The following is a 24,598-nucleotide window of genomic DNA, read 5'->3' on the forward strand; positions in this document are numbered from 1 at the left end:
CCGGCCTCGACGCACCCGATGCGCGAAGATCGGCTGGTGACCCGCGAAGCAGGCACCAGCCGCGAGGCCGTCGCCCAACCCGAGGACGACGGTCGGCCCGAAGTGGACAGCAACGCGGGCCGGGCCGACAGCGAGCACGGCAGCGCCCGGGACGGCGAGCCCGACGGCGGCCGGGACGGCGAGCCCCGGCGGGGCTGGCGGCTGCCGGGCGGCAACGCCGACGGCTCGCGCGCGAGCAACCCCGCCTACGGCCAGCGCGGCAGCGACCGCGCCGATGGCCGCCGCCGCGTCAGCCCTGGTGCCCGTCCGCGTCCGGGCGACGGCTTCGGCGCCGGGTGGCGGCGGTTCGGGTCGCGGTTGCTGGCCAAGGTGTTCGGCACCTCGCCGCGTCCGGCCAGCGATATCGTCACCCCGCCGCCGCCCGAGGCCTTCGACCCCGACCTGCTGAACTTCCTGCGCCAGCTGGGCGTCGCGCTGAGCCAGAGCGGCGAGACCACCAACCGGGTCAAGGCGCGGCTGGCCGAGGTCGCCGCCGCCTACGACGTCGACAACGCGCGGTTCCTGGTGCTGCCGACCGGGGTGTTCGTCCGGCTCGCCGACGGCAACCACGCCGAGGTCGACTTCGCGCCCGCCGACAACCGGGTGCTGGACCTGGAACAGATCGACAAGTTGTACGGGCTGGTCGCCGAGGTCGTCAAGGACCAGATCCCGCCCGCCGAGGGCATCCGCCGGTTGCACGCGCTGCTGACCGCGCCGCCCCGGTTCGGCCCGGTCATCGCCGTTGCCGGGAACACCGTGCTGGCCATCGGTTTCGGCATGTTGACCCAGCCCACCGCCCCGGCCCTGATCGGGTACGCGGTGCTGGGGGTCTTCGTGGGCGTGCTGTACCTGGTCGCCGAACGGTTCTCGGCGCTGTCGCTGGCGTTGCCCGTGGTGGCGGCCATGTCGGTCACCGTGGTGGCGTTCGAGTTCGGGGCCCAGCTGACCGGGGTGTCCTCGGCGAAGCTCATCATCCCGCCGCTGATCATCCTGCTGCCCGGCGCCGCCCTGACGATCGGCACCATCGACCTGGCCACCGGCTCGATCGTCGCCGGTTCGGCGCGGCTCATCTACGGCCTCAACGTGCTGTTCCTGCTGGCGCTGGGCGTCTACACCGGGGTGCAGCTGGTGTCGCCGGTGCACGAGACCGCCCAGACCGCCACCCCGTTCGGCTGGTGGGGACCGGTCGTGGGCGTCATCCTGGTGGGCCTGGGGCACTTCCTGAGATTCTCGGCCCCGACTGCGTCGCTGCCGTGGCTGATCCTGGTGCTGCTGGTGGTGTGGGGCGCCCAGGTGCTGGGCACGTTCATCGCCGGTCCGGTGTTCGGCGCGTTCCTCGGCGGGCTCGTCATCACCCCGGCCGCGTACACCGCCCAGGCCCGTAAACGCGGTCCCGCCGCCCAGGTGACCTATCTGCCGTCGTTCTGGCTACTGGTTCCGGGCGCGCTGGGCCTGACGGGCCTGTCGCGGATCGTCGTCAGCGGCGCCAGCATCACCGGACTCGTCACCGCGCTGATGACGGTCGCGGCCATCGCGCTGGGCGTCCTGGTGGGTTCGAGCCTGACCCAGTCGACGACCCGGCAGCTGGCCGAACTGGGCGACATCCCCGCCAAGCTGCGCCGCGCCAGGCGCCCGCGCGAGGACTTAGGGCGGGGTTCCGCGATCCTCACCGTTTCGCTCACCCGCCGGGCAATCGTCGATATCGTCGACAACTGACGGCCTGTGGTGCCGTCCGGCAGACTCAAGCAACGGGGGGTATTCGTCGTGGCCACGAAGTCGACGTCCAAGGACAGCAAACCCAGCAGCAGCCAGCCGTGGCTGCACCAGAAGGGCACCGAGATCCAGAAGTTCGGGACGGTGAGGCAGTTCCCGGTCGGGCTGTCGTACGAGACCCGGATGTACTCCTGCGAACGGATCAACCAGATCCTCGCCGACACCCAGATCCTGTTCAACCTCTACAAGAAGCACCACTGGCTGATGCGCGGCCCCACGTTCTACCAGCTGCATCTGTTGCTGGACAAGCACGCCGGTGAACAGCTGGAGCTCATCGACGTGATGGCCGAGCGGGTGCAGACCCTCGGCGGGGTCGCGGTCGGCGATCCCCGGCACGTCGCCGAGATAACCCGGGTGCCGCGCCCGCCCGACGGCGCCGAGGAGGTGCCCGCGATGGTGTCGCGGCTGCTGGAGGCGCACGAGACCATCCTGATCACCTCGCACGACGCCGCCGAGCACGCCGACAAGATGGGCGACGACGGCACCAACGACATGCTGGTTTCCCAGGTGATCCGGGTCGGGGAACTCCAGTCCTGGTTCCTGGCCGAACACCTCGTGGACACTCCGCTGGTGCGGTCATAGACATAGAGGGGGATGCATGAATGAGTTGCTGGCCCGCAGCTGGGGCCTGCTGGTCTTCCGTGGTGTGGTCGGGGTGCTGTTCGGCGTCATGGCGCTGTTCTGGCCGGGGCTGACCGTGTTCACCCTCGTCATCCTGTGGGGGGCTTTCGCCATCGTGGACGGTGTCGCGGGCATCGCCATGGGCGTCGCCGGACAGGCGGGCGATCGGTGGATCCACATATTCTTCGGCGTCTTCAGTCTGCTCGCGGGTGTCGTCGCCTTCGCGTGGCCCGCGATGACGGCGCTGGTGCTGCTGATCTTCATCGCGGTGTGGGCCATCATCACCGGCGTCACGTACCTGGTGACCGCCTGGCGGGTGCGACACGAGGTCACCGGCGAATGGCTGCTGGCCCTGACCGGGGTCGCGTCGATCGCGCTGGGCGTGGTGCTGTTGCTGCAACCCACGGCCGGGGCGCTGGGCATGGTCATGTTCATCGGCGTCCTGGCGATCATCTGGGGTGCCTTCACCGTGGTGCTCGGCTTCCGGATGCGGTCGCTGGCCAAACATCCGCCCGCCGAGGCGGTGGGCGGCTCCACCCGCACCGTCTAGGAGAGGTACTTCGCCATGTCCATGGACACCTTCGCGGGGGCGGGCGCGTTCGACGACATCGTCAACCGGTTCTTCGGCCGCGACCCGTTCGGCGACCGGCCGGTGCAGCGCGTCGACCTGACCCGGCTGCTGTCGGACCAGTCGCGGCGGCTGCTGCGCCGGGCCGTCGAGCACGCCCAGGAACGCGGCCAGGACGTCGACGTGACGCACCTGCTGTGGTCGGCCTGTCAGGACGACCCGGCCCGGTCGATGCTGTCGCAGGCCAACGCCGATCCCGACGAGCTGGCGTCCAGGATGGACGCGGCGGCGGGTGAGCCGGGTGAGTCCACTCAGGAGGTGCCGCCGCTGACGCCCGCCGCCAAACGGGCGCTGCGGGACGCGCACGCGCAGTCGCGGGCCGCCGGGGTGGGCTACATCGGACCCGAGCACATCATCCTGGGTATCGCGGCCAATCCGGATACCGAGGCGGGCAGGGCATTGCGGTCACTGGCGGCCGACAACGGCGGCGGCGAGGCCGGTGGCGGTCCGGGCGGCGCCAGCGCCACGCCGACCATCGACCAGTACGGCCGCGACCTGACCGAGGAGGCCCGGCAGGGCGGCCTCGACCCGGTGGTGGGTCGCGAGGAGGAGATCACCGACACCGTCGAGATCCTGTCGCGCCGCACCAAGAACAACCCGGTGCTGATCGGGGAACCCGGGGTCGGCAAGACGGCCATCGTGGAGGGTCTGGCACAGCGCGTCGTCAACGGCGACGTGCCGGAGACCTTGCGGGACAAGCGGGTCATCGTGCTGGACCTGGCGGGTCTGGTGGCGGGCAGCAAGTACCGCGGCGAGTTCGAGGAACGGCTGAAGAACGTCATCGATGAGGCCAAGGCTGCCGAGGGCGGGCTGATCCTGTTCCTCGACGAGATGCACACCGTGGTGGGCGCGGGCGGCGGCGAGGGCTCCATGGACGCGTCCAACATGCTCAAACCGGCGCTGGCGCGCGGCGAACTGCACGTGGCCGGGGCGACCACTCTGGACGAATACCGCAAGCACGTGGAGAAGGATCCGGCGCTGGAGCGGCGGTTCCAGCCGGTGCTGGTACCTGAGCCCACAGTAGACGAGACGGTGGAGATCCTGCGGGGGCTGCGGGACCAGTACGAGGCGCACCACCAGGTGAGCTTCACCGACGAGGCGCTGACGGCCGCCGCGCAGCTGTCGGCGCGGTACATCACCAACCGGTTCCTGCCCGACAAGGCCATCGACCTCGTCGACCAGGCGGGGGCCCGGGTGCGGCTGCGGTCGCGCACGCCCGCGCCCGACACCCGTCAGATCACCGACGAGCTGGCCCGGTTGCGGGCCGACAAGGACGCCGCCGTCGACGCCGAGGACTACACGCGGGCCTCGGAGTTGAAGGTCGAGATCGCCGCCGCCGAGGCCCGGCTGGCCGAGGCGTCTTCACAACCACCGCCGACGCCGAAGGTGGAGGTGGCCGACATCGCCGAGGTCATCAGCCGCCGCACCGGAATCCCGGTGGCGCAGTTGACCGAGGCCGAGAAGTCGCGGCTGCTGAAACTGGAACAGCACCTGCACGACCGGGTGGTGGGCCAGGACGAGGCGGTGGCGGCGGTCGCCGAGGCGGTGCGCCGGGCTCGCGCGGGTCTGGGCGACCCGAAGCGGCCCGACGGTTCGTTCATGTTCCTGGGCCCCACCGGGGTCGGCAAGACCGAGCTTGCCCGGGCGCTGGCCGATGCCCTGTTCGGCGACGAGGCCAGCATGGTCCGGTTCGACATGTCGGAATTTCAGGAGAAGCACACGGTGTCGCGGCTGGTGGGCGCGCCGCCCGGCTACGTCGGTTACGACGAGGCCGGTCAGCTCACCGAGGCGGTCCGCAGGCGCCCCTACCGGGTGCTGCTGTTCGACGAGGTCGAGAAGGCCCACCCGGACGTGTTCAACACGCTGCTGCAACTGCTGGACGATGGGCGGCTCACCGACGCGCAGGGCCGCACGGTCGACTTCTCCAACACGATCGTCATCATGACCTCCAATGTGGGCGCCGATCGGATCTTGGCCGCGCAGAGCGCCGGCCAGCCGGTCGACGCGCTGCGCGACAAACTGATGGACCAACTGGGGCAACGGTTCCGGCCGGAGTTCCTCAACCGCATCGACGAGATCATCCTGTTCTCCGGGCTGGATCGCACCCAGCTGCGGCAGATCACCGAACTGTTCGTCGACCGCACCCGCCGTCGCCTCAAGGCGCAGGACATCGGGCTGCGGCTGTCCGACGACGCCCTGGAGTGGCTGTCCAACCGGGGCTACCAGCCGGAGTTCGGTGCCCGCCCGCTGCGGCGCACGATCCAGCGGGAGCTGGAGAACAAGGTGTCCCATCTGGTGCTGTCGGACACGGTGTCCGAAGGCGACACGATCGGCGTGGACGTCGTCGACGGCGAACTGTCGCTGTCGGTGGAACCGCGCGCCTCAACCGAGGCGATCGCGGAGGCGACCGGCTAGCGGACTGTGGGATGGTGGTCGTCTCAGGCGAACCCGACCCCTAGGAGGTCGCCCGGTGACCGGTATCCGAACCCAGTTCCTGTCCGCGGCGCGGATCGCGGAGGACCTGCTGCGACAACGCGAGGTCGTCGAGTCCTGGAAGGAACCCAGCGCGCTGGCCGAGTTCAGCGTCGGCGGCCTGGCGGGCCACCTGGCCTACCAGGTGCTGGCGGTGCGGCAGGCGCTCACCGAACCGGAACCGACCCAGGAGACGGTGCCGCTGCTGGGCCACTACGACCGGGTGGAGTGGATCGAGGGCGGCCTCGACGCCGACATCAACGTCCGGATCCGCGGCGGCGGCGAGGAACTGGGCGCCCCGGGGCCGCAGGCACTGGTGACCCAGTTGGACGCCGCGATCACCGACCTGGCGGCCGGCCTGCCCGCGCTGCCGAACCTGCCGGTGCACATCCCACTGTGGCGGGACTGGTCGCTCCTACTCGACGACTTCCTGACCACCCGGATCCTGGAGTTGACGGTCCACTGTGACGATCTGGCGGTCAGCGTCGGCATCGACACCCCTGACATCCCCGACGACGTCTACGACACCGTGCTGAGTCTGCTGGCCCGGCTGTCGGCCAAACGGCACGGCCCCGTTGCGGTACTACGGGCCCTGTCCCGCTCCGAACGCTCCCCCGGCGACATCGCCGCGATGTGAGCTACAGCCAGCCGTTGCGTTTGAAGCCTCGGTGCAGCAGCCAGCAGATCACGGCCATCAGGAGCAGTACCGCCGGGTAGGAGACCACCCAGTTGAGCTCGGGCATGTGCTTGAAGTTCATGCCGTAGATCCCGGCGATCATGGTGGGGGCGGCGATGATGGCTGCCCACGCCGAGATCTTGCGCATGTCCTCGTTCTGCCACATGCCGATCTGGCCGAGGTGGGCCTGCAGGATCGCGTTGAGCAGGTTCTCGCTGCGGGCCGCCGAGTCGCCGGCGCGTTTGACGCGGTGGGCCAGGGTGCGGACGAACGGGGTGACCGCGTCGCGGCGGTCGTGGTGTGACAGGAGTTCGTCGGCGATGACGTCCATGGGCTGCACGGCTTCCCGGAACTCCAGGACCTCGCGTTGCAGCGAGTACAGCTGTTCCACCCGTTTGACCCGGCCGGGGCTGAACACCGCGCGCTCCAGTTCGGTCACGTCGGTCTCGATCTCCTCGGACACCTTGAGGTAGGTGTCCACCATGGTGCCGACGACGGCGTAGGCCGCGCCCCGGGTTCCCAGGCGCAGCAGTTTGGGGTTGTGTTCGAGCCGGGCGCGGGCGTCGGGCATCGGGTCGCCGTCGCCGTGTCGGACGGTCACCAGCAGCCACCGGTTGAGCAGGAAGGTGACATCACCGGTCTCCACGTCGGAGGTGCCGTCGAGGTACCACACCGATTTGACCACCATGGACATGACGTCGCCGTAGGCGTCGAGGCGGGGGCGACGGTGGGCGGAGATCGCGTCGTGGATGACGAACGGTGGTAGCCGCAGCACCGTGACGAGGCGTTCCAGTTCGGCGGCGTCGGGTTCGGTCAGTTCGACCCACGCGAAACCGCCCGGCGGCAGCGAATCCGGCACGGTGGCGAAATCCACTGACTTCTCCCCCGGCCGGATCCCCTCGGCGTCGCAACGCCACCACGTCAGCATGGCCTCCACCCTAGGCGCGGACGGTCAGCCGACGGCTCCCGCCATGGCAACCACGACCGGCCCCAGCAACGGCAGCACCACATTGGACATGGCGTAGACGATGGTGTAGGCCATCAGCGGGGTCGCGTTGCCCGCCGCCTGCTGCACCGCCGTGATACCCGGCGTCGAGCACTGCTGCCCGGTCACCGAGCCCAGCGCCAGCGGCGCGGGCAGTTTCATGATCTTCCAGGCCACGAACAGCGAGATGCAGGCTGGTACCAGTGTCATGAGGACACCGGCGATGGGCAGCCCGGCACCGAACTCCTTGACAAGGCTGACCGCCTGCGGCCCCGAGGACAGACCCACGGCGCAGATGAACACCGACAGCCCCAGCGTCTTGATGACGTCGGCGGCGGCCGGGTGGTACTGGCCGATGGTCGGGCGTTTGGCGCGGATCCAGCCGCACACCAGGCCGGTGAGCAGACAGCCGCCACCGGTGCCCAGCGACAGCGGGATGTCGCCCAGCGGCAGCACCAGCTTGCCGACCAGGAACCCGGCGGTCACACCGATCGCGATGAAGATGAAGTCGGCCTTGACGCCCTTCTCGATGCGGAAACCGACCCTGGGCGCGAATTCGGCCAGGTCCGATTTGGAACCGGTGAGCCGTACCGTGTCACCGGCGTGGATGGACGTCTCCGGTTTCAGCGGCAGCTGGTGGTCCATCCGGGTGATCTCGGTCAGGAACACGCCGTGCCGGTTCTCCGGCGGGATCCGTTCCCGCAGTTCGGCAAGGCTCGACGGGACGTAGTCCTTGGCGTTGACGACGACGTCGGCGGCGTCCAGGTCGAAGTCCATGCCGTCGGGGACGATCTCGGGACCGATGACGACGTCACCGGCCAACAGCGCCTCCCGTTGTCCCACGAGCATCACGATGTCGCCGCGCCGCAGTATCGAGCCGGGTTCCGGCGGCACCGGGTCGCCACCACGGCGGACCCGTTCCACGGCCACGTCGCCCAGTTCCGACTCCAGGTCGGCGATCGTCTTGCCCTGCGCGGCCTCGACGCGGTGGGCGCGGCCCACCAGGCCCGGCAGCGCCTTGGTGGAGCCGTCCTCGTCCTCTGAGGAACCGCCGAGCTTGCGCCACAGCTTGTCCGCCTCGTCGCGCAGGTTGATGCGCATGATCAGCGGGAAGATCTGGCTGGACAGCAGCACGATCGTGATCAGCCCGCAGATGTACGAGATGGAGTAGGCGGTACCCACGTTGGCCTGCAAGGTGGATATCTGCTCGTCCGACAGCGGCAGTTTCGCAATCGCGTCGGTCGCGGTACCCACCGCGGCCGACTCGGTGGCGCCACCGGCCAGCAGTCCGGCGGCCGTGCCCTGGTCGAGTCCCATGACGACGGTGGCCGCGGCCGTCAGGCCCAGCACCGTCACCACCTCGATCACCGTGAAGACGCCGTAGCGCAGCGACTTGCGGTTGAGACTGGCGAAGAAGGACGGTCCGGAGATGTAGCCGAGCGTGAAGATGAACAGCGCGAAGGCGATGTTCTTCACCTCGTCGTTGAGGGTGATGCCGCCGATCATGCCCACCGCGATGGACACGATCAGTGTTCCGGCGACACCGCCCAGCGACAGTTTCCACACCTTCACCTTGCCGACGGCGAAACCCAGTGCCAGGCAGACGAACAAGGCGATCTCGGGCGTGGACTGGAGAAGGTTCTTGACCCATTCCATGTCAGCCGCCCTTTCGCGCGTCGAAGGCGCGCTTGTACTCCTGACCGATGTTCCACAGTGCCTTGCCGATGCGTTCGTAGGCGGCCATCGGCAGGTTCGCCAGCGACACTCGCACCGACCACTCCGGACCGTCGAAGCCGCCGCCGTTGAGCAGCACCACCGAGTCCTCCTCGGCCAGCCGGAAGATCGGGTCGACCGGTTCGTAGTTCTCGCGCATCCAGGTCGCGAACTCGGGACCCCAGTGGCGTTCGGCCCACGACAGCAGGTCGAGTTCCATGTAGTAGTGCGCCGCCAGCGGGTCGGCGGGCAGGTCGACGCCCAGGCCCCGGGTGAGCGCTTCCAGGCGGCGCGCGATGACGGCCTTGCAGGTCGACTTGTAGGTGTCGTCGCCGTCCAGCAGCGCCATCAGCGAGAACAGCGCCATCTGGGTCTGTTGCGGCAGCGACAGTCCGGCGGTGTGGTTGAGCGCCACCTGCCGGGAGTCGGCGACGATGCGGTCGATGAAGCGCAGTTTCTCCGGCTCCAGCGTCAGCGTCCCGTAGCGTTCGTTGAGGGTCTGCTTGTCCGCCTTGGGAAGCGTGGCGAGCCGTTCGTCGAAGACGTTGACCTGGTTGACGGCGATGACGCCCAGCCGCCAGCCGGTGCAGCCGAAGTACTTCGAGAACGAGTACACCCCGATGGTGTTCTTCGGTATCACCGACATGAGGGACCGGAACCCGTCGACGAAGGTGCCGTAGACGTCGTCGGTGATGACGGTCAGTTCCGGGTTCTTCTCGTTGACGATGGACGCGATCCGGTCCATCGACTCGCGAGCCAGCATCACCGACGGCGGGTTGGACGGGTTGACGCAGAACAGCGCCCTGATACCGGGATCGGCGAGCTTGTCGATCTCGGAGTCCGGGTACTGCCAGGTGTGGAAGCCCTGGTCGTCGACGCGGGTGGCGTTGAGCTCCACCACGTCGAACTGGTACCGCTCCAGGTGCGGGATCTCCAGGTAGGGCGTGAAGATCGGCGACATGATCGCGATCTTGTCTCCCTTGTGGAGGAGTTTGTTGGTCATGCAGGAGTCGAAGATGTAGCACATGGCGGCGGTGCCGCCCTCCACCGCGAACAGGTCGTAGTCGGCCGCGGGCGCCTGCCCGGCGCACATCTCCTGCACCAGGTAGGCGTGCACGACCTTCTCGAAGTGGGTGAGCATCCGGTCGGGCACCGGGTACTGGTCGCCGATGACCGCGTCGGCCAGTTCGTGGACGAAGGCGTCGGCGTCGAAGCCGAGCCGGTTGACGCCGTAGTCGAGGCTGTCGCGCAGCAGGTCGGCGCCCGGCGCGTCGGCGTTGCTGTTCAGGAAGGCGCGGAACCGTTCGGCGATGCCGTCCTTCTGCGGCATGCCGCCCAGGACCTCGAACTCGGACCAGTCGCGGCGCGACTCGGCGATGCCGAAGTTGCCCAGCAGGAAGAACGCCTCGCGGGGTTTGACCGCGATCCAGTTGGGATTGCCCCGCCCGGCGTTGATCATCTGCATGGCGGTGTTCTTCTGGTGGTCGTCGGCCAGCGAGATCAGCGAGTCCTTCAGTTCGAAGGGGCTCAGGCCTTCCAGCCGTTTCTGCTCGGTGCGGGCGGTATGGTGCCCGCTTTCCATCATGGTCATGCCGTATTCCCCCGTCAGGCGAGGACCGCGATGATGATCGCGCCCCAAATGGACAACAGTGTGTTCCCGATCGCGTAGGGCACCGTGTAACCCAGTACCGGCACCTGGCTCTTGGCGGCGTCGGTGATGGCGCCGATCGAAGCCGTGGTCGTGTTGGCTCCGGCGATGACGCCCAGGAGGATCGGGGTGGGGAACCGGAACAGGTATCTGCCGAGGTACAGGCAGATGATCATGGGCAGCAGGGTCACCACCAGCCCGGCGAACACCAGGCTCAGACCCTCCTGCTTCAGACCGGACACGAAGGACGGTCCGGCGGTGATACCGACGATGCCGACGAACATGCACAGTCCGCCGGTGCTCATCAGCCAGTTCGCGGCGGGCGGGAACTTCCCGAAGGTGGGGTACCGGGCGCGCAGCCAGCCGAAGACCAGCCCCATGATCAGGGCACCGCCCGATGTGGTCAGTCCGATGTCGGCACCGGCGATGGCGATGGTGGGCACGCCGATGAGCCCGCCGACCACGATGCCGGCGCCGACGTAGGACATGTCGGTGGCGTCGTTGGAACGGTTGGGGTAACCCAGGTCGGCGACGGCGGCCTCGACGTACTCCTTGCCGCCCTGGATGGTGATCTCGTCGCCGCGGTGGATCACGGTCGCGTCGCTCCACGGGATGGTCTGGCCGCCGCGCACCAGTTTGTTGACGAAGACCTTGGGTGCCCGGTCGGCGAACGCGTCGCCGATGTTGGCGCCGACCAGGGCCTTGTTGGTGATGACTATGGACAGTGTCTCGACCTCGTAGTGCAGCAGCCGGGGGTCGTCGACCTCGGGACCCCAGTGGCGTTCGACGTCGAGGGCCACCAGGTCGGCGCGCCGGGCCGCGATCGTGACCACGTCGCCCTCGCGCAGCACCGTGTCGGGGGTGACCGTGGACAGTTCCTCGCCGCGCCGCAGGTCGTGGAACACCACCCGGTGTCCCTGGTCCAGGGCGTCGACCTCGACCTGGGCGACGCTCTTGCCGATGACGGCCGCGCCGGTCAGCCGGTAGGTGCGGCGCACCACCGAGTAGTAGGCGGGGGCGGTGTCCTTCTCCTCGGCGACACCGAGGTCGCGCTCCATCTGGTGGGTTTCCGCGGCCAGGTCCTTGGTGCCGATCAGGCGCGGCGCGACCGAGGACAGGAAGTAGGCCGCGGCGGCGGTGCCGAACAGATAGCAGACGGCGTAGCCCACGGCGATCTGGGATTCGTAGGTCTTGATCTCCTTGGCCGACAGCCCAGGCAGGCCCTCGATCGCCGAACCGGCGACACCGATGACCGACGACTGCGTCAGTCCCCCGGCCAGCAGCCCGGCGCCCCAGCCGGGCCCGTAGCCGAGCACCTTGGCGGCGGCGATGACGACGCCCAGTCCGATCAGGCACGACACCACGGCCAGGATGAGCTGCTTGACACCGTCGCCCTTGAGCCCGGCGAAGAACTGCGGGCCGACGCCGTAGCCCAGCGCGAACAGGAACGCCACGAAGGCGGTGGTCTTGACCAGGTCGGGGATCTCGATGTCGGCGCACAGGCCCACCGCGACGCCCGCCAGCAGGGTCCCGGTGACCGGGCCGAGCGTCAGCGACTTGTAGCGCAGTTTCCCGACGAAGAAGCCCAGGGCCAGCGCCAGGAAGATCGCCAGTTCGGCCTGCGCGACCAGGGTGTCAGTGAACCACTTCCACATCGGTTCCCCCCGTCCCCGACTCGCTCCCCGCAGGCGAATCTAACCCAGGGTGGACCCGGCGGGGTCTGAAACGGCGTATTACGAGGTCAGCTCCGTTTCCAGATGATGGTCTGGTCGCCGCTGTTGGCGCCTTTGGCCTTGAGGCGGATCTTGCCGTCGGCGGCGATGGACTCGGGAACCTCGAACACGACGGTGCCCGAGCGGGTCTTCTTCGACTTCACGGTGCCGGTGAGGGGTTCGCCGACCTCCTGTTTCGACTGTCGGTATTCCTTGTCCTTCTTGTCGATCAGGCTGAACACGTAGTCGTCGTTGCCGGGGCCGACGGTGTGGCTGCCCTTATAGGAGTGGACCTCGACGTCGGCGACCACGAAGACCTTGCCGGAGCCGGGTTTTCCGCCGTCGTCGGCCTTGTCGGCGGTGTCGATCTTCGTGACGGCGTAGGTGACCTCGAATTCCTCGCCGTCGGCCTTTCCGGACAGTGACACCGGTGCGCCGAGGGTCACCGAGGTGGGCTGGGGCGGCGCGTCGGGGTCGCCGCCGCCGTGGTCGTGGTGGTCGTCGGAGGCCGAGGCGGACGCGGACTTCGCGGCCTCGTCGGGCGGGGTGTCGCCGCCGCATCCGGCCAGCAGCGCCACCGCCGCGGCCAGGGCGAGCACGGGGATCGGGGGCTTCATGGGGGAACGGTATCGAATCTGTTAAGTATCCGTCAAGATCTCTGATTCCCGGCCGCCCAACAAAAGCCGCCGTCCCCGCAACACCAGCACGTGCTGCGGGGACGGCGGGTTCTCTCCAATGGGGTCATTCGGTGCGGATGCCGTTGGGGCGCATCATGTGCCACAGCGCGGGCATGCTCAGCAGCGTCACCAGCAGCACCATGGCCGCGCCCGCTCCGGCGATGGTGGCGACGTTGCCCCAGTCGATCACCGGTTTATAGGGCGTGATCCTGATGAGCGACCAGCCCAGGCCCAGGCCGGTCACCAACGCCGCGGCGATACCGCAGGCCACCGGGATCGCCGTCTGCCACAGCACCGAGAAGGCCAGGGTCCGGCGTCGGGTGCCGAAGGCGACCAGCAGCGACATCAGCCGTCGTCGTTCCTGCAGCTGTTCCAGGGTGTTGACCAGCATGCTCAGTCCGATGAGGATCATCGTCGCGATCACCCCGACCAGCAACAGCTGCCGCAGGTTGGCGAAGGTCTCCGACTCGGTCGAGGACATGTACTCCGTCACGGACGCGTGCTGGGACACTCCCGCGGCGACGTTGCGGACGTGCTCGATGGAGTCAGGGTTGGCCCGGTCCGACTCGAAGACCACGATCTGGTCGGTCAGTTCGAGGATCTTCTCGTCCACGGCCCCGGGCGTCGCCAGGATGGACGTGTACACCTCGTCGTTCTTCGGCGTCACCCGGTCGCGGTACTCGGGGACCGTCCACTTCTGTGGCTTGTGGAGCGGTTTGCCGTTGACGCCCAGCTCGTTGTAGTTGATGAAATCCAGCTTGGATCCGGGTTTCGGCGCGGTTTCGTCGGCGCTGAACACGTCGCCCTCGGCGCAGGCTTCGATCTTCGCCAGCGAGGACAGGTACTCGCAGTCGCCGACGATCAACGAGGCGTCCTGTTCGGAGTCGATGCTGGAGTACGCCTCCACGACCTTCACGTCGGGTACCTCCTCCACCTTCTCCTTGATCTCCGCCAGCTCGACCTTCCCCGACGGGGCGTACAGCTCCGCCTGGTTCTCCTGCTTACCGGTGAAGTTCATCTCCTTGGTCTCGATGGTGGAGAACAGCATCTGCAACGCGACCGCCCCGGCCGCGGCCACCGCGACGCCGATGATGGCGCGCGACGCGCTGCCGCCGCTGAGTTGCAGCCTGCGGGTGGCCAACTGCCAGCTCGGCGCTCCGGCGCCGAACCGGGAGACCACCTTCTCCACGACCCACGGCAGCATCGCCGCGAGGCCCAGCAGCAACAACAGGATCCCGGTCACGACCAGCGTCATGGTCAGCCAGTTGTCGCGGAAGTCCCCCGTCAGGACCAGCTGTCCCAGGGAGGCGACACCGAGGACGACCAGCGTCAGGCGCCACCACAGCCGTCGGCGGCGGGGCTTGGCCTGCCGGACCACGCCCAGCGGTTCGACGATGAGGCGGCGCATCGCCAGTTGGGTGGCGAAGACCGCCACCAGGGGGACCGCGATGACGACTATGGCGCCCAGGAACGGATCCGGCACGATGTCGGCGGCGAAGGGACGGTCATCCCAGAAGGTGAGGCTCTCGACCAGCTGGGCGATCGCCACCAGCAGCCCGGCTCCGATCACCAGCCCCACGATGGCGCCGAACATCGACTCGCCGCCCGCGATGCGGCGCGCGGCGGCGGCGTCCGCGCCGATCAGCCGCAACGCGGCCAGTCGCCGGTCGCGTTGCTCCCCTCCGAAGCGCACCGCGACCGCCACGAACATGACCACCGGCAGCAGCATCACGATGACCGCGACGATCACCAGCAGCACCAGGAAGATGGATTCGATGGGGTTATCAGGGAACTTCTCGCCGAAGTTGTCGATGCGGTAGGCGCCCGCCGTGTCGAGGTTCTCGCCACCGGCGTAGTACCGCAGGTCGCCCGGACTCTCCAGCCCCTCGTCGGCGATGACGCCGACGATCTTGTGATCCAGCCGCGGCTTGAGCAGCTTGCCCTCCTCAGAGGACAGCAGGTCCGCCAGCGGCTGGGAAACGTACATCTCTCCCGGCTTGGGAAGCTTGTCGATCCCCGGCGGGATCGGCGGGTTGTCCCCCTCCGGCACGATCTCGGTACCGCTGACGGCCATGTCCCGGTAGGAATCCCACCTCTCCACCAGCAGCGCGGTGTCGTCGCCGGGCTTCTCGATCGGGCTGTCGCCGTACAGGTCTCCGACAGCGATCGACTCCTGCCGCTCCTCCATCGAGGTCAGCACGGTCGGTACCGAGGCCGCGGCCAACAGCATCGCCACTCCCAGGCCCACGCCCAGGGCTGTCAGCGCGGCCCGGATCCAGCCCGAGGGCCCGCCCGCGACGGCGAACCGGCACCCCATCGCCACGTCGGCGATCCACGCGCGGACGCCTCGGCGCTTCTTCGTCACGGTGTTGGTCATACGGCGAACTCCGGGGCGCGGGTCTTGCCGTCGCGCACGACGATCTCGCGGTCGGAGTACGCGGCCACCCGGGCCTCGTGGGTCACCAGCACCACGGCGGCGCCGGATTCCTTGGCCGCCTTGGTCAGCAGCGTCATGACCTGTTCGCCGTTGAGCGAGTCGAGCGCCCCGGTCGGTTCGTCGGCGAACACGACCCGCGGTTCGATGGCCAGTGCCCGCGACACCGCGACCCGCTGTCCCTGGCCGCCGGAGACCTCACCTGGGCGTTTCTTGGTCACGTCGCCGATCTCCAGCCGTTCCAGCCACTGCGCGGCGCGGCGCTCGGCCTCGCGGCGTTTGACGCCGTTCATGCGCAGCGGCAGCGCGACGTTCTCCAGGCAGGTCAGTTCCGGCACCAGCTGTCCGAACTGGAACACGAAGCCGAACTCGCTGCGGCGCAGCTGGCTGCGTTCGCCGTCGGACATGGCCGTCAGGTCGCGGCCGCCGTACATGATGCGCCCGGAGTCGGCGGGCAGGATCCCGGCCGCGCAGTGCAGCAGGGTGGACTTTCCGGAGCCGGACGGCCCCATGATCGCCAACACCTCGCCGGGGGAGACGCTCATGTGAGCTCCCGCCAGTGCGTGGGTGGGGCCGAAGCTCTTGTGGACGTCGGTCGCTTCCAGTATCGCGGTCATGCCGTGACCTCCGCGGTCAGTTTGTCGAGGCGGTCGCTGGTCAGTTCCAGCCAGCGCAGGTCCGCCTCGAGGTGGAAGAGTGCGTGGTCGCAGATCAGTTGATCGGCGAAGTCTCCTTGGGTTTTGCGTTTGGTCAGCTCACGCATGAGCCGCAGGTGCTCGCTGCGCTGTACGTCGAGCAGTTCGGCCGCGTCGCGTCCGGTCAGGATCGCCATCACGACCTTGGTGTAGAGGGTGTTCTGTAGATACGGCTCGGGCTTCTCCGGTTGCCGCAGCCAGGTGGCCACGTCGGTGATGCCCGCGTCGGTGACGGCGTAGCGCTTGCGCTCGGGGCCGCCCCCGGCCTCGACGCCGTCGACCTCGACCAGGCCGTTCTTCAACAGCCGTTGCAGGGTCGAGTACACCTGGCCGTAGTGCAGCGGGTGGTCGCCTCCGAAGCGTTCGTCGTAGGCGCGTTTCAGGTCGTATCCGTGGCGGGGCTGCTGCTCCAGCAGCCCCAGCAGGGTGTGTCCAACAGACATGGCGGCCACTATACACGAGATGTATACACCGTGTTTATAGCTGAGGCTCGCGGCCGGACACGGCGCCTGCCTGCTAAGAAGGACCGACTCACCTCAACCACCTCGCGACGGGAGCCCACCATGACCGACCCAGCCGAATCGTCGATCTTTCCGGCCGAAGTCATCAAGCAGTTCGCCGACGTCGGCGTCGATTTGGTGTCGCTGTTCTCCGCCGGAGCGCTGGGCGAACGCATGGGCATCGAGGTCACCCACGCCGAGCCGGGCCGGGTCGTGGGCACCATGCCGGTCAAGGGCAACACCCAGCCCTACGGGCTGCTGCACGGCGGCGCCTCGGCGGTGCTGGCCGAGACCCTCGGCTCGGTGGGCGCGATGCTGCACGCCGGGCCCAAGCGGTTGGCCGTGGGCGTCGACCTCAACGTCACCCACCACCGGGCCGCCCGCGAGGGCACCGTCACCGGCGTGGCCACCCCGGTCCACGCCGGTCGGACCACCACTACCTACGAGGTCGTCATCTCCGACGAGGACGGCAAACGCGTCTGCACCGGCCGCATCACCTGCCTCATCCGGGGTGAGTGACCGGCCTCACTTTCGGTGACTGTCACGTTCGGCCGCTCCGGCTTGTCTCAGGGGTATCCACTCAAGAGATGAAGGAGTGAGCCGACATGGCCCGCATATCGCTCGAACCGCCCCGCACGCTCACCAACCGGCTGGTGTCCTGGTACTCCAAGCGCAAGTTCGGCCGCGACCTGGGCCCGACCCTGGCGGCCGGGCACAACCGCCGGGTGCTGATGACCATGGGCAAGGTGGAGATGGGTTCGGCGAAGTGGAACGCGCTGGACCCGCAGCTGAAGATCATGGTCACCATGAAGGCCGCGATGACCATCGGCTGCGAGTGGTGCGTCGACTTCAGCTACTGGCTCGGCCGGGAGGCCGGACTGGACGCGGACAAGATCCACGCCGTCCCCGGCTGGCGGAACTCGACGCTGTTCACGCCGCTGGAGCGGCTGGCGCTGGAGTACGCCGAGGCGATGAGCACCACACCGGTGACCGTCACCGACGAGCTGGTCGCCGGTCTGGGCGAACATCTCGACGACGCCCAGCTGGTGGAGCTGACCGCGACCATCGCGCTGGAGAACCTGTACGGCCGCAACAACCTGGCCCTGGGGCTGGCACCCGAGGGACTCAAGGAAGAATGCGCGCTGCCCGCCCGCGACTGACCAGGGAGACGACATGGCAACGGCGACCGAGCTCTTCGAGCAACACCGGAACCTGCTGTTCTCGGTGGCGTACCGGATGCTCGGCTCGGCCGCCGACGCCGAGGACGTCGTCCAGGACTCCTGGCTGAAGTGGTCGGCCGTCGACCTGGACACGGTGGACTCGCCCAAGGCGTACCTGGTGCGCATCGCCAGCAACACCGCGCTCAACCGGCTGAAGTCCGCCCAGGTGCAACGCGAGTCCTATGTGGGGCCGTGGTTGCCGGAACCGATACTCACCTCCCCCGACATCGCCGAGGACGTGGAAATGGCCGACTCCGTCTCGATGGCGATGCTGGTCGTCCTCGAATCGCTGACCCCCGAGGAGCGGGCGGTGTTCGTGCTGCGGGAGGTCTTCGGGTTCCCGCACACCGAGATCGCCAGCGCCCTGGACCGTCCCGAGGCCAGCGTGCGGCAGTTGGCGCACCGGGCCCGCTCGCACGTGCAGGCCCGCAGGCCCCGCTTCGACGCCGACCGCGAGAAGCAGAAGCAGGCCACCGAGGAGTTCCTGTCGGCCGCCGCGGGCGGCGACATCAACCGCCTCATGGAGATCCTCGCCCCCGACGCGGCACTGTGGACCGACGGCGGCGGCAAGGTCAAGGCACCGCTGCGCGACATCCACGGCGCGCACAGGATCGCGAACTTCTTCGTCAAGGTCGCGACCCAGCCGTGGCAGGGCTACCGCCCCGAACAGTGGGAGTTCGCCGCCGCGCAGATCAACGGGGCCAACGGCGTCCTGATCCGGGTCGAGGGCAAGGTCGTCACCGCGTTCACCACCGAGGTCCTCGACGGCCGCATCACGGCGATCCACCTGGTCGGCAACCCGGACAAACTGGCCCACCTCGACGAGGATTAGCCCCTCAGGCGACAAAGGAGCGGACCGCCGCGGCCAGTGCCACCATTCCCTTCTTGGCGTCGGTGAAGAACATGCCGGTCTTCGGGTCGGAGTACAGGGTGTTGTCGATGCCCGCGTAACCGTGGCCCATGGAGCGTTTGACGACCACGATGGACCGTGCCTTGTCGACGTCGAGGATCGGCATGCCCGACATCGGGTTGCCGGGTTTGCGGGCGATCGGGTTGGTGACGTCGTTGGCGCCGATGACCAGCGCCACGTCCACCTGCGGGAAGTCGGGGTTGATCTCGTCCATCTCGCGCAGTGCCGGGTACGGGACCTGGGCTTCGGCGAGCAGGACGTTCATGTGGCCGGGCATGCGTCCGGCGACCGGGTGGATCGCGTAGCTGACCTCGACGCCGTGGCCCTCGAGGATCTCGGCGAGGCTGGCCAGCTCGTGCTGGGCCTGGGCGGCGGCCAGTCCGTAGCCGGGGACCACGACGACCTTCTGCGCGTACGCCAGCTGGATCGCGACGTCGTCGGCCGACACCGACCGCACGGTGCCGCCGCTGTCGTCGGCGGTCGCGGCCTCGTCGCCGGTACCGAAACCGCCGAGGATGATGTTCGTGATCGAGCGGTTCATGGCGTCGGCCATGAGTTTGGTGAGGATCGCGCCCGAGGCTCCCACCAGCGCACCGGCCACGATGAGCACCACTTCGCCGAGGACGAACCCGGCCATGGCCACCGCGGTGCCGGTGAACGCGTTCAGCAGCGAGATCACCACCGGCATGTCGGCGCCGCCGATGGGCAGCACCATGGTGACGCCGAAGACGGTGGCGGCCACCAGCAACAGCAGCATCGCGACCAGGTTGCCCTCGTCGAGGACCAGCCAGGCCGTCGAACCGACGAAGACCAGGCCGAGCACGACGTTGAGGGCCCGGGCGCCGAGGAACACGATGGGGCGTCCGGGGATCAGGCCCTGGAGTTTGCCCGCCGCGACCACCGAACCGGAGAAGGTGACCGCGCCGATGAGGATGTCCAGGCCGCCGGGGATCGTCTCGCGCACGTGGACGGTCTCGGCTTGCAGCAGGTGTTCCACGGCCAACAGGGCCGCGGCGCCGCCGCCGACGGCGTTGAACAGGCTCACCAGTTGCGGCATCGCGGTCATCTCGACGCTGCGGGCCAGGTAGAGGCCCGCCGCGGAGCCGACCGCCGCCCCGGCCAAAAGCACCAGCCAGCCGGTGGTGGTGATGGCGCCTTCGGCGATGAGCAGCACGGCGGTGGCGCCGATGCCCACGGCCATGGCCGCCGCCGACAGCAGGTTGCCGCGCCGGGCGGTCTTCGGGGAGTTCATCAGGTGCAGGCCGATGACGAAGCAGGCGGCCGCGGCCAGGAACAGGTACCGGATCACGGTTTCGGTGGTGGTCATGACGCGGACCCCTCCTTCGCGGCCGGGCGGGCCTTGAACATGTGCAGCATCCGGTCGGTGACGACGTATCCGCCGACGACGTTGGCGAAGCCGAAGGCCACCGCCAGGAACGCCAGCAGGTAGCCGAGGAATCCGTCGGCGGTGGCGGTGATGAGCATGGCACCGATGACGACGATGCCGTGGATCGAGTTGGCCCCCGACATCAGCGGGGTGTGCAGGGTCGCGGGCACCTTGCTGATCACCTCGAAGCCCACCAGGACGCCGAGCACGAACACGGTGACCGCGGTCAGAAGATCGAGTTCCATCACGCCGCCTCCGCGTCCGCCACGATTTTGTTCACAAAGGACCTGTTGTGGGTGATGATGACTCCCGCGTTGATCTCGTCGTCGAGGTCGATGGCGACCGAGCCCTCGTCAATGAGGTGGCTCAGGAACGCGAACATGTTGCGGGAGTAGGCCGCCGACGCGGCCGAGGCCATGACCGACGGCAGGTTGCCCGCCCCGATCACCCGCACCCCGTCGATGTCTATCGTGGACTCGGGTTCCGAACCGGCGACGTTGCCGCCCAGGTCGGAGGCGGCGAGGTCCACCACCACCGAGCCCGGCCGCATCCCCGCCAGCGCCTCCCGCGTCACCAGCAGCGGCGGCGTTTTGCCGGGCACCTTCGCGGTCGTGATGACGACGTCGAACTTCCCGATGCGCGTCGACAGTTCCCGTTGCTGGGCGGCGCGTTCGTCCTCGGTCAGCGCGCGGGCGTAGCCGCCGGTGCCCGACGCCGCGACGGTGGTCTCCAGTTCCAGGAACCGCGCCCCCAGCGATTCCACTTCGGCGCGCGACTCGGGCCGCACGTCGTAGGCGGTCACGACGGCGCCGAGCCTGCGGGCGGTGCCGATGGCCGACAGGCCCGCCACCCCGGTGCCCAGGATGAGCGCGTTGGCGGGCGGCGAGGTTCCGGCGGCGGTGGTGAGCATCGGGAAGTAGCGGCCGTAGTTGTCGGCGGCCAGTACCGCGGCCTTGTAACCGGCGATGTTGGCCTGCGAGCTGAGCACGTCCATGGACTGGGCCCGCGACAGCGTCCTCGGCAGCATGTCGAGGCTGGCGGTGGTGATGTTGTTCGCGGCGAGCTCGCGCATGATGTCCAGGTACCGCAACGGTTCCAGCAGCCCGGCCAGCAGCTGGCCGTCGCGCAGCCGTTTCGCGTCGGCGGCGCTGAGGGCGCTCACGCGGGTGATGATGTCGGCGCGTTCGTACAGTTCGTCGACGGCAACGACGGCCGCTCCGGCGGCCGTGTACTCCTCGTCGGCGATGTGGGCGCCGTGTCCGGCCGCGGACTCGACCACGACGTCGAGCCCGCTGGTTTTGAGCCGCGAGACCTGCTCCGGGATAAGCGAAACCCGGCTTTCGCCGGGTGAGGGTTCCTTGACGACGCCTACAGTGGTGGAAACCATCCTGACGCCACCTCACAATCAGTTGTCAGGGTACGGTCGATGAAGCGCCTGCGTATCGGGGCGGATGCGGCGCTTTGAGTCTGAATTGGATTTATGCTCGCCGATCACGGCGAGGTTCTTGGTATGACTGTACTGTTTTATGGCTTCGGGGGACAGTCCCCCATCGTTCCCAATTTTCGGTGTATGCCTGACGAGTTTTCGCGGCGCGGGCGTTCCGTTTCGATTCCCGGCGCATCTGGGTGGTGTAGGGCGAGGACGAGGAGAACCCATGCGACCCGAGCACGAATCCGAGTACTGCGATTACGCCGCCAACCGGCTGGTGCCGATGCGGCGGTTCGCGTACCTGGTGTGCGGTGACTGGCATCGCGCCGAGGACGCGGTCCAGAACGCGTTCGTGAAGCTGTACCTGGCCTGGGCCCGCGCGCAGCGAGCCGACTCGCTGGACGCGTACACCCGGCGGATCGTGCTCAACTGCGTCAAGGAGGTGCAGCGGCGGCACTGGTTCACGCGCGAACGGTCGACGAGCGAACCGCCCGATCGCGCCGCGACCGGTGACACCGGCTCCGAGGAGCGGCGGCTGGTGCTGGATGCCTTGGCCCAGTTGCCGATGCGCCGCCGGGCGACGCTCGTCCTGCGTTACTGGGAGGACCTGTCGGTCGAGCAGACCGCGCGCGTCCTGCGCTGTTCTCCCGCCACCGTCAAGAGTCAGACCGTGCGAGGCCTGCGAACACTGCGCGGTCTGCTGACGGACTCGTTTCGCGAACAGATCGAAAGGACCTGACCATGAACGATCAGCTGCGCCGCGCCTTCTCCACGGCGCTGGGCGACACCGAACCCCCCTCCACGATCACTCCGTCGGAACTGGCCGGAACCGGACGCCGTAAGCAGCGAAACCGCCGGATCGCGCTGGCAGGTTCGGGCACCGCGCTGACCCTGGCCGCGGTCACCGGGATCGCACTGGTCCTGTCTCCGGCGACCGGAGGACTGGGCGACGACAGTGCCACGGACATGCCCGGCGGCGACTCCGGCGAATCGCCCGGAGAGAGTTCGGTGGAGGGGCTTCCGGATGACTCCTTCAAGTACGCCACCCACTTCGCCCAGATCAACTTCGAGAAGGTCTACGACGAGGTGGAGTACAAGGCCGACGGCGGCGATGAACCGTTGCAGCTGGAGCCGTACGGCGAGGACGACCCGAGCTCACCGGCTGTGGGCCGCGCGGTCTTTCCCGACAGCGAGAACGAGAACATGCAGGTCGTGCTGTATCCGCCGGGCGACTGGTCCAGCAAGGCGGGGGACATCAACCCCGAGAACCCGGAATCCAGCAGATATCCGGTCAACTGCTGGAGCGGTGAGACCCAGGGCTCTGAGGTCACCACCTCCTGCGACAAGAAGGACCTCGGCGATGACGGGCTACTGCGCACCGCCGTGATCAAGGAGGAATGGGCCAACTCCGGCATCGTGATCACTTACCGCACGGCACTGTTCCGCACCGACGGCACCGCCGTCGTGGTCGACACGAAGTGCAGCACCACCAACGACGATGAACGGTCGCAGTGCGATCGCGACAACCTGTTGACCGCCGACGCGGACAAGACTGAGAAGTTCGTGACCAGCCTGCCGCCGATTCCCAAGGAATGGCGGGACTGAGCCCAGCCGTCCCGGGCCCCGCGACCTCGGTCGCGGGGCCTTCGCTCGCCCGGCACGGTTAAGTCATGCCCTAAGTCGTTCAACCGATGCCACCCCACCTGGTCCTTCGTACGTTTTCGGTACCACAGCGAAACGACACGAAGGAAACGACAATGACCCTTTCGGTATCGATCATCGGCGGCGGCATCGGCGGCCTGACCCTCGCGCACGGGCTGCGGCGCCGCGGCGTTAACGTCCGGGTCTTCGAACGCGACCAGTCCAAGACCGAAAGGCTACAGGGCTATCGGGTTCACCTGTCCCCCAAGGGATGCCAGGCACTGCACGAATGCCTGCCGCCGGAGCTGTACCAACGGTTCCTGGCCACCACCGGAAAATCCAACTCCAGTCTCGGCTTCTACGACAAGGACCTGCGCGAACTGCTGGTCGTCGAGTCGGAGGAACTCAAGACCGAGCACGACACCGCCAACTACCGGTCGGTGAACCGGATGGCGCTGCGCGAGGTCCTGATCTCCGACCTGCGTGAGTCGCTGGAACTGGGCAAGAAGTTCGTCCGCTACGAGAAGTTGACCGACGGCCGGGTGCGGGCGCACTTCGACGACGGCAGCCACGCCGACGCCGACCTGCTGGTGGCCGCCGACGGCGCCGGTTCGCAAGTGCGGCAACAGTACCTGCCGCAGGCGCCCCGAGTGGACACCGGCGCGTTCGTCATCTCCGGGAAGGTGCCGCTGACCGACGCGACGATGGGCCTGCTGCCCCCGCAGGCGGACACCGGGCCGTGCATGATCTTCGGGCCGAACGGGCGCATGGGTTTCGTCGCCGCGCACCGGGTCCGCGACAGTGGACACTCCGAGGGTGAGCGGGATCTGCTGTGGGACGACGCGGCCGACTACATCATGTGGAACATCGTCACCACCTGGGACGGCCAGGATCACCGCGACACCCTGATGGCGCACTCCCCCGAGCGGCTGCTGGAAACGGCACTGTCCTCGGTGGCGGGATGGTCGCCGCAGCTGGCGGAACTGTTGCGCGCCAGCGACCTGGGCACCGTCATGATCTACCCGTTCAGCCGGGCCACGACGCTGGAGCACTGGCCCGCCAGCAACGTCACGCTGCTGGGCGACGCGATCCACTGCATGCCGCCGACCGCCGGGCAGGGCGCCAACACCGCGATCCGCGACGCCGCGCTGCTGCGCGACACCATCGTGTCCGTGGTGGACGGTGAACGCGACCTGGTCGCCGCGGTGGCCGACTACGAACAACGGATGCGCGGCTACGCGTATCCGATCGTCGAGGAGGCCATGCGCAACCTGCGCGGCGGTATCTCCAAGAGCCGCGTCGGCCACGCCGCGACCAAGTCGGTGTTCAGGATGATCAATAGGATCGGTCCGGTCAAACGCCGCATGGCGCGGGCGATGACCTCCGACTGAGGAATTTTCCGGCCCGGCGCGACAACCTCCCGCCCTGTCGCCCTCGT

General features: G+C 68.3%; 22 protein-coding genes. 11 read left to right on the top strand and 11 right to left on the bottom strand.

Annotated elements, in window-relative coordinates; genetic code table 11:
* Positions 1-36 precede the first annotated feature (36 nt).
* The 5 genes from SNAS_RS18905 to SNAS_RS18925 are packed head-to-tail and all read left to right on the top strand — an operon-like array spanning position 37 to position 6,170.
* On the top strand, positions 37-1,755 hold the full coding sequence (locus tag SNAS_RS18905) for a threonine/serine exporter family protein (protein ID WP_169313901.1): 1,719 nt from the start codon (positions 37-39) through the stop codon (positions 1,753-1,755).
* 48 nt (positions 1,756-1,803) lie between these two features.
* Complete coding sequence (locus tag SNAS_RS18910; RefSeq protein ID WP_013019061.1) at positions 1,804-2,394, top strand: Dps family protein; 591 nt, start codon at positions 1,804-1,806, stop codon at positions 2,392-2,394.
* A 16-nt stretch (positions 2,395-2,410) separates the two neighbouring features.
* Positions 2,411-2,983, top strand: a complete 573-nt coding sequence (locus SNAS_RS18915; RefSeq protein WP_013019062.1) for an HdeD family acid-resistance protein — start codon at positions 2,411-2,413, stop codon at positions 2,981-2,983.
* A gap of 15 nt (positions 2,984-2,998) precedes the next feature.
* Positions 2,999-5,476 carry an ATP-dependent Clp protease ATP-binding subunit gene (locus tag SNAS_RS18920; RefSeq protein WP_013019063.1) on the top strand — a complete coding sequence of 826 codons (2,478 nt, stop codon included), beginning with the start codon at positions 2,999-3,001 and terminating at the stop codon, positions 5,474-5,476.
* Positions 5,477-5,531: 55 nt separating this feature from the next.
* The gene (locus tag SNAS_RS18925; RefSeq protein WP_013019064.1) at positions 5,532-6,170 is read left to right on the top strand and encodes a maleylpyruvate isomerase N-terminal domain-containing protein; all 639 of its coding nucleotides are present in this window, start codon (positions 5,532-5,534) and stop codon (positions 6,168-6,170) included.
* A 1-nt stretch (position 6,171) separates the two neighbouring features.
* On the opposite strand, the gene SNAS_RS18930 is transcribed toward SNAS_RS18925, so the two are convergent.
* The 8 genes from SNAS_RS18930 to SNAS_RS18965 all read right to left on the bottom strand — a co-directional run bounded on the left by SNAS_RS18930 (position 6,172) and on the right by SNAS_RS18965 (position 16,516).
* Positions 6,172-7,137, bottom strand: a complete 966-nt coding sequence (locus SNAS_RS18930) for a magnesium and cobalt transport protein CorA (RefSeq protein ID WP_013019065.1) — start codon at positions 7,135-7,137, stop codon at positions 6,172-6,174.
* 24 nt (positions 7,138-7,161) lie between these two features.
* Positions 7,162-8,850: an aspartate-alanine antiporter gene (gene aspT / locus SNAS_RS18935; protein WP_013019066.1), complete on the bottom strand. Its 1,689-nt coding sequence runs from the start codon at positions 8,848-8,850 to the stop codon at positions 7,162-7,164.
* Position 8,851: 1 nt separating this feature from the next.
* Positions 8,852-10,498, bottom strand: coding sequence for a bifunctional aspartate transaminase/aspartate 4-decarboxylase (locus SNAS_RS18940; RefSeq protein WP_013019067.1), 1,647 nt, complete (start codon positions 10,496-10,498; stop codon positions 8,852-8,854).
* 14 nt (positions 10,499-10,512) lie between these two features.
* The gene (gene aspT / locus SNAS_RS18945) at positions 10,513-12,210 is read right to left on the bottom strand and encodes an aspartate-alanine antiporter (RefSeq protein ID WP_013019068.1); all 1,698 of its coding nucleotides are present in this window, start codon (positions 12,208-12,210) and stop codon (positions 10,513-10,515) included.
* Positions 12,211-12,296: 86 nt separating this feature from the next.
* Positions 12,297-12,884 (bottom strand): DUF4352 domain-containing protein, encoded by a 588-nt coding sequence (locus SNAS_RS18950; RefSeq protein ID WP_013019069.1) that lies wholly within the window; start codon positions 12,882-12,884, stop codon positions 12,297-12,299.
* Positions 12,885-13,008: 124 nt separating this feature from the next.
* The gene (locus tag SNAS_RS18955) at positions 13,009-15,321 is read right to left on the bottom strand and encodes an FtsX-like permease family protein (protein WP_013019070.1); all 2,313 of its coding nucleotides are present in this window, start codon (positions 15,319-15,321) and stop codon (positions 13,009-13,011) included.
* Positions 15,318-15,995 (bottom strand): ABC transporter ATP-binding protein, encoded by a 678-nt coding sequence (locus SNAS_RS18960; protein WP_013019071.1) that lies wholly within the window; start codon positions 15,993-15,995, stop codon positions 15,318-15,320. Before SNAS_RS18960 ends, SNAS_RS18955 begins: the two co-directional genes overlap by 4 nt.
* On the bottom strand, positions 15,992-16,516 hold the full coding sequence (locus SNAS_RS18965; RefSeq protein WP_013019072.1) for a PadR family transcriptional regulator: 525 nt from the start codon (positions 16,514-16,516) through the stop codon (positions 15,992-15,994). Before SNAS_RS18965 ends, SNAS_RS18960 begins: the two co-directional genes overlap by 4 nt.
* 120 nt (positions 16,517-16,636) lie before the next feature.
* Between SNAS_RS18965 and SNAS_RS18970 the strand changes: the two genes are divergently transcribed.
* The 3 genes from SNAS_RS18970 to SNAS_RS18980 all read left to right on the top strand — a co-directional run bounded on the left by SNAS_RS18970 (position 16,637) and on the right by SNAS_RS18980 (position 18,625).
* On the top strand, positions 16,637-17,092 hold the full coding sequence (locus tag SNAS_RS18970; protein ID WP_013019073.1) for a PaaI family thioesterase: 456 nt from the start codon (positions 16,637-16,639) through the stop codon (positions 17,090-17,092).
* 86 nt (positions 17,093-17,178) lie between these two features.
* The gene (locus tag SNAS_RS18975) at positions 17,179-17,733 is read left to right on the top strand and encodes a carboxymuconolactone decarboxylase family protein (protein WP_013019074.1); all 555 of its coding nucleotides are present in this window, start codon (positions 17,179-17,181) and stop codon (positions 17,731-17,733) included.
* Positions 17,734-17,746: 13 nt separating this feature from the next.
* A complete protein-coding gene (locus SNAS_RS18980; RefSeq protein WP_013019075.1) occupies positions 17,747-18,625 on the top strand; it encodes an RNA polymerase sigma-70 factor in 879 nt (292 codons plus the stop codon).
* Positions 18,626-18,629: 4 nt separating this feature from the next.
* On the opposite strand, the gene SNAS_RS18985 is transcribed toward SNAS_RS18980, so the two are convergent.
* Genes SNAS_RS18985 through SNAS_RS18995 form a run of 3 tightly spaced genes read right to left on the bottom strand, consistent with a single transcriptional unit; the run spans position 18,630 to position 21,477 of the window.
* On the bottom strand, positions 18,630-20,030 hold the full coding sequence (locus tag SNAS_RS18985) for an NAD(P)(+) transhydrogenase (Re/Si-specific) subunit beta (protein ID WP_013019076.1): 1,401 nt from the start codon (positions 20,028-20,030) through the stop codon (positions 18,630-18,632).
* Positions 20,027-20,335 carry an NAD(P) transhydrogenase subunit alpha part 2 gene (locus SNAS_RS18990; protein WP_013019077.1) on the bottom strand — a complete coding sequence of 103 codons (309 nt, stop codon included), beginning with the start codon at positions 20,333-20,335 and terminating at the stop codon, positions 20,027-20,029. The genes SNAS_RS18985 and SNAS_RS18990 overlap by 4 nt, the downstream gene beginning before the upstream one ends.
* Positions 20,335-21,477: an NAD(P) transhydrogenase subunit alpha gene (locus tag SNAS_RS18995; RefSeq protein WP_013019078.1), complete on the bottom strand. Its 1,143-nt coding sequence runs from the start codon at positions 21,475-21,477 to the stop codon at positions 20,335-20,337. The genes SNAS_RS18990 and SNAS_RS18995 overlap by 1 nt, the downstream gene beginning before the upstream one ends.
* Positions 21,478-21,745: 268 nt before the next feature.
* Here SNAS_RS18995 and SNAS_RS19000 point away from each other — a divergent pair, with 268 nt between their 5' ends.
* The 3 genes from SNAS_RS19000 (at position 21,746) to SNAS_RS19010 (ending at position 24,551) form a co-directional block, all read left to right on the top strand.
* The gene (locus SNAS_RS19000; protein WP_013019079.1) at positions 21,746-22,258 is read left to right on the top strand and encodes a SigE family RNA polymerase sigma factor; all 513 of its coding nucleotides are present in this window, start codon (positions 21,746-21,748) and stop codon (positions 22,256-22,258) included.
* 2 nt (positions 22,259-22,260) lie between these two features.
* Entirely contained in the window at positions 22,261-23,124 is an 864-nt protein-coding gene (locus tag SNAS_RS19005) for a hypothetical protein (protein WP_013019080.1), read from the top strand.
* 152 nt (positions 23,125-23,276) lie between these two features.
* Positions 23,277-24,551, top strand: coding sequence for an FAD-dependent oxidoreductase (locus tag SNAS_RS19010; protein ID WP_013019081.1), 1,275 nt, complete (start codon positions 23,277-23,279; stop codon positions 24,549-24,551).
* Positions 24,552-24,598: the final 47 nt, after the last annotated feature.

Origin of the sequence: Stackebrandtia nassauensis DSM 44728 (assembly GCF_000024545.1) — a bacterium.
Taxonomy (GTDB): domain Bacteria; phylum Actinomycetota; class Actinomycetes; order Mycobacteriales; family Micromonosporaceae; genus Stackebrandtia; species Stackebrandtia nassauensis.

Excerpts from the sequence above, each read along its gene's own strand:
- aspT (WP_013019066.1), bottom strand. The coding sequence starts at position 8,850 with ATGGAATGGGTCAAGAACCTTCTCCAGTCCACGCCCGAGATCGCCTTG.
- SNAS_RS18930 (WP_013019065.1), bottom strand. The coding sequence starts at position 7,137 with ATGCTGACGTGGTGGCGTTGCGACGCCGAGGGGATCCGGCCGGGGGAG.
- SNAS_RS18950 (WP_013019069.1), bottom strand. The coding sequence starts at position 12,884 with ATGAAGCCCCCGATCCCCGTGCTCGCCCTGGCCGCGGCGGTGGCGCTG.
- SNAS_RS18915 (WP_013019062.1), top strand. The coding sequence starts at position 2,411 with ATGAATGAGTTGCTGGCCCGCAGCTGGGGCCTGCTGGTCTTCCGTGGT.
- SNAS_RS19005 (WP_013019080.1), top strand. The coding sequence starts at position 22,261 with ATGAACGATCAGCTGCGCCGCGCCTTCTCCACGGCGCTGGGCGACACC.
- SNAS_RS18960 (WP_013019071.1), bottom strand. The coding sequence starts at position 15,995 with ATGACCGCGATACTGGAAGCGACCGACGTCCACAAGAGCTTCGGCCCC.
- SNAS_RS19010 (WP_013019081.1), top strand. The coding sequence starts at position 23,277 with ATGACCCTTTCGGTATCGATCATCGGCGGCGGCATCGGCGGCCTGACC.
- SNAS_RS19000 (WP_013019079.1), top strand. The coding sequence starts at position 21,746 with ATGCGACCCGAGCACGAATCCGAGTACTGCGATTACGCCGCCAACCGG.
- SNAS_RS18980 (WP_013019075.1), top strand. The coding sequence starts at position 17,747 with ATGGCAACGGCGACCGAGCTCTTCGAGCAACACCGGAACCTGCTGTTC.
- SNAS_RS18975 (WP_013019074.1), top strand. The coding sequence starts at position 17,179 with ATGGCCCGCATATCGCTCGAACCGCCCCGCACGCTCACCAACCGGCTG.
- aspT (WP_013019068.1), bottom strand. The coding sequence starts at position 12,210 with ATGTGGAAGTGGTTCACTGACACCCTGGTCGCGCAGGCCGAACTGGCG.
- SNAS_RS18970 (WP_013019073.1), top strand. The coding sequence starts at position 16,637 with ATGACCGACCCAGCCGAATCGTCGATCTTTCCGGCCGAAGTCATCAAG.
- SNAS_RS18920 (WP_013019063.1), top strand. The coding sequence starts at position 2,999 with ATGTCCATGGACACCTTCGCGGGGGCGGGCGCGTTCGACGACATCGTC.
- SNAS_RS18955 (WP_013019070.1), bottom strand. The coding sequence starts at position 15,321 with ATGACCAACACCGTGACGAAGAAGCGCCGAGGCGTCCGCGCGTGGATC.
- SNAS_RS18985 (WP_013019076.1), bottom strand. The coding sequence starts at position 20,030 with ATGACCACCACCGAAACCGTGATCCGGTACCTGTTCCTGGCCGCGGCC.
- SNAS_RS18965 (WP_013019072.1), bottom strand. The coding sequence starts at position 16,516 with ATGTCTGTTGGACACACCCTGCTGGGGCTGCTGGAGCAGCAGCCCCGC.
- SNAS_RS18995 (WP_013019078.1), bottom strand. The coding sequence starts at position 21,477 with ATGGTTTCCACCACTGTAGGCGTCGTCAAGGAACCCTCACCCGGCGAA.
- SNAS_RS18990 (WP_013019077.1), bottom strand. The coding sequence starts at position 20,335 with ATGGAACTCGATCTTCTGACCGCGGTCACCGTGTTCGTGCTCGGCGTC.
- SNAS_RS18940 (WP_013019067.1), bottom strand. The coding sequence starts at position 10,498 with ATGACCATGATGGAAAGCGGGCACCATACCGCCCGCACCGAGCAGAAA.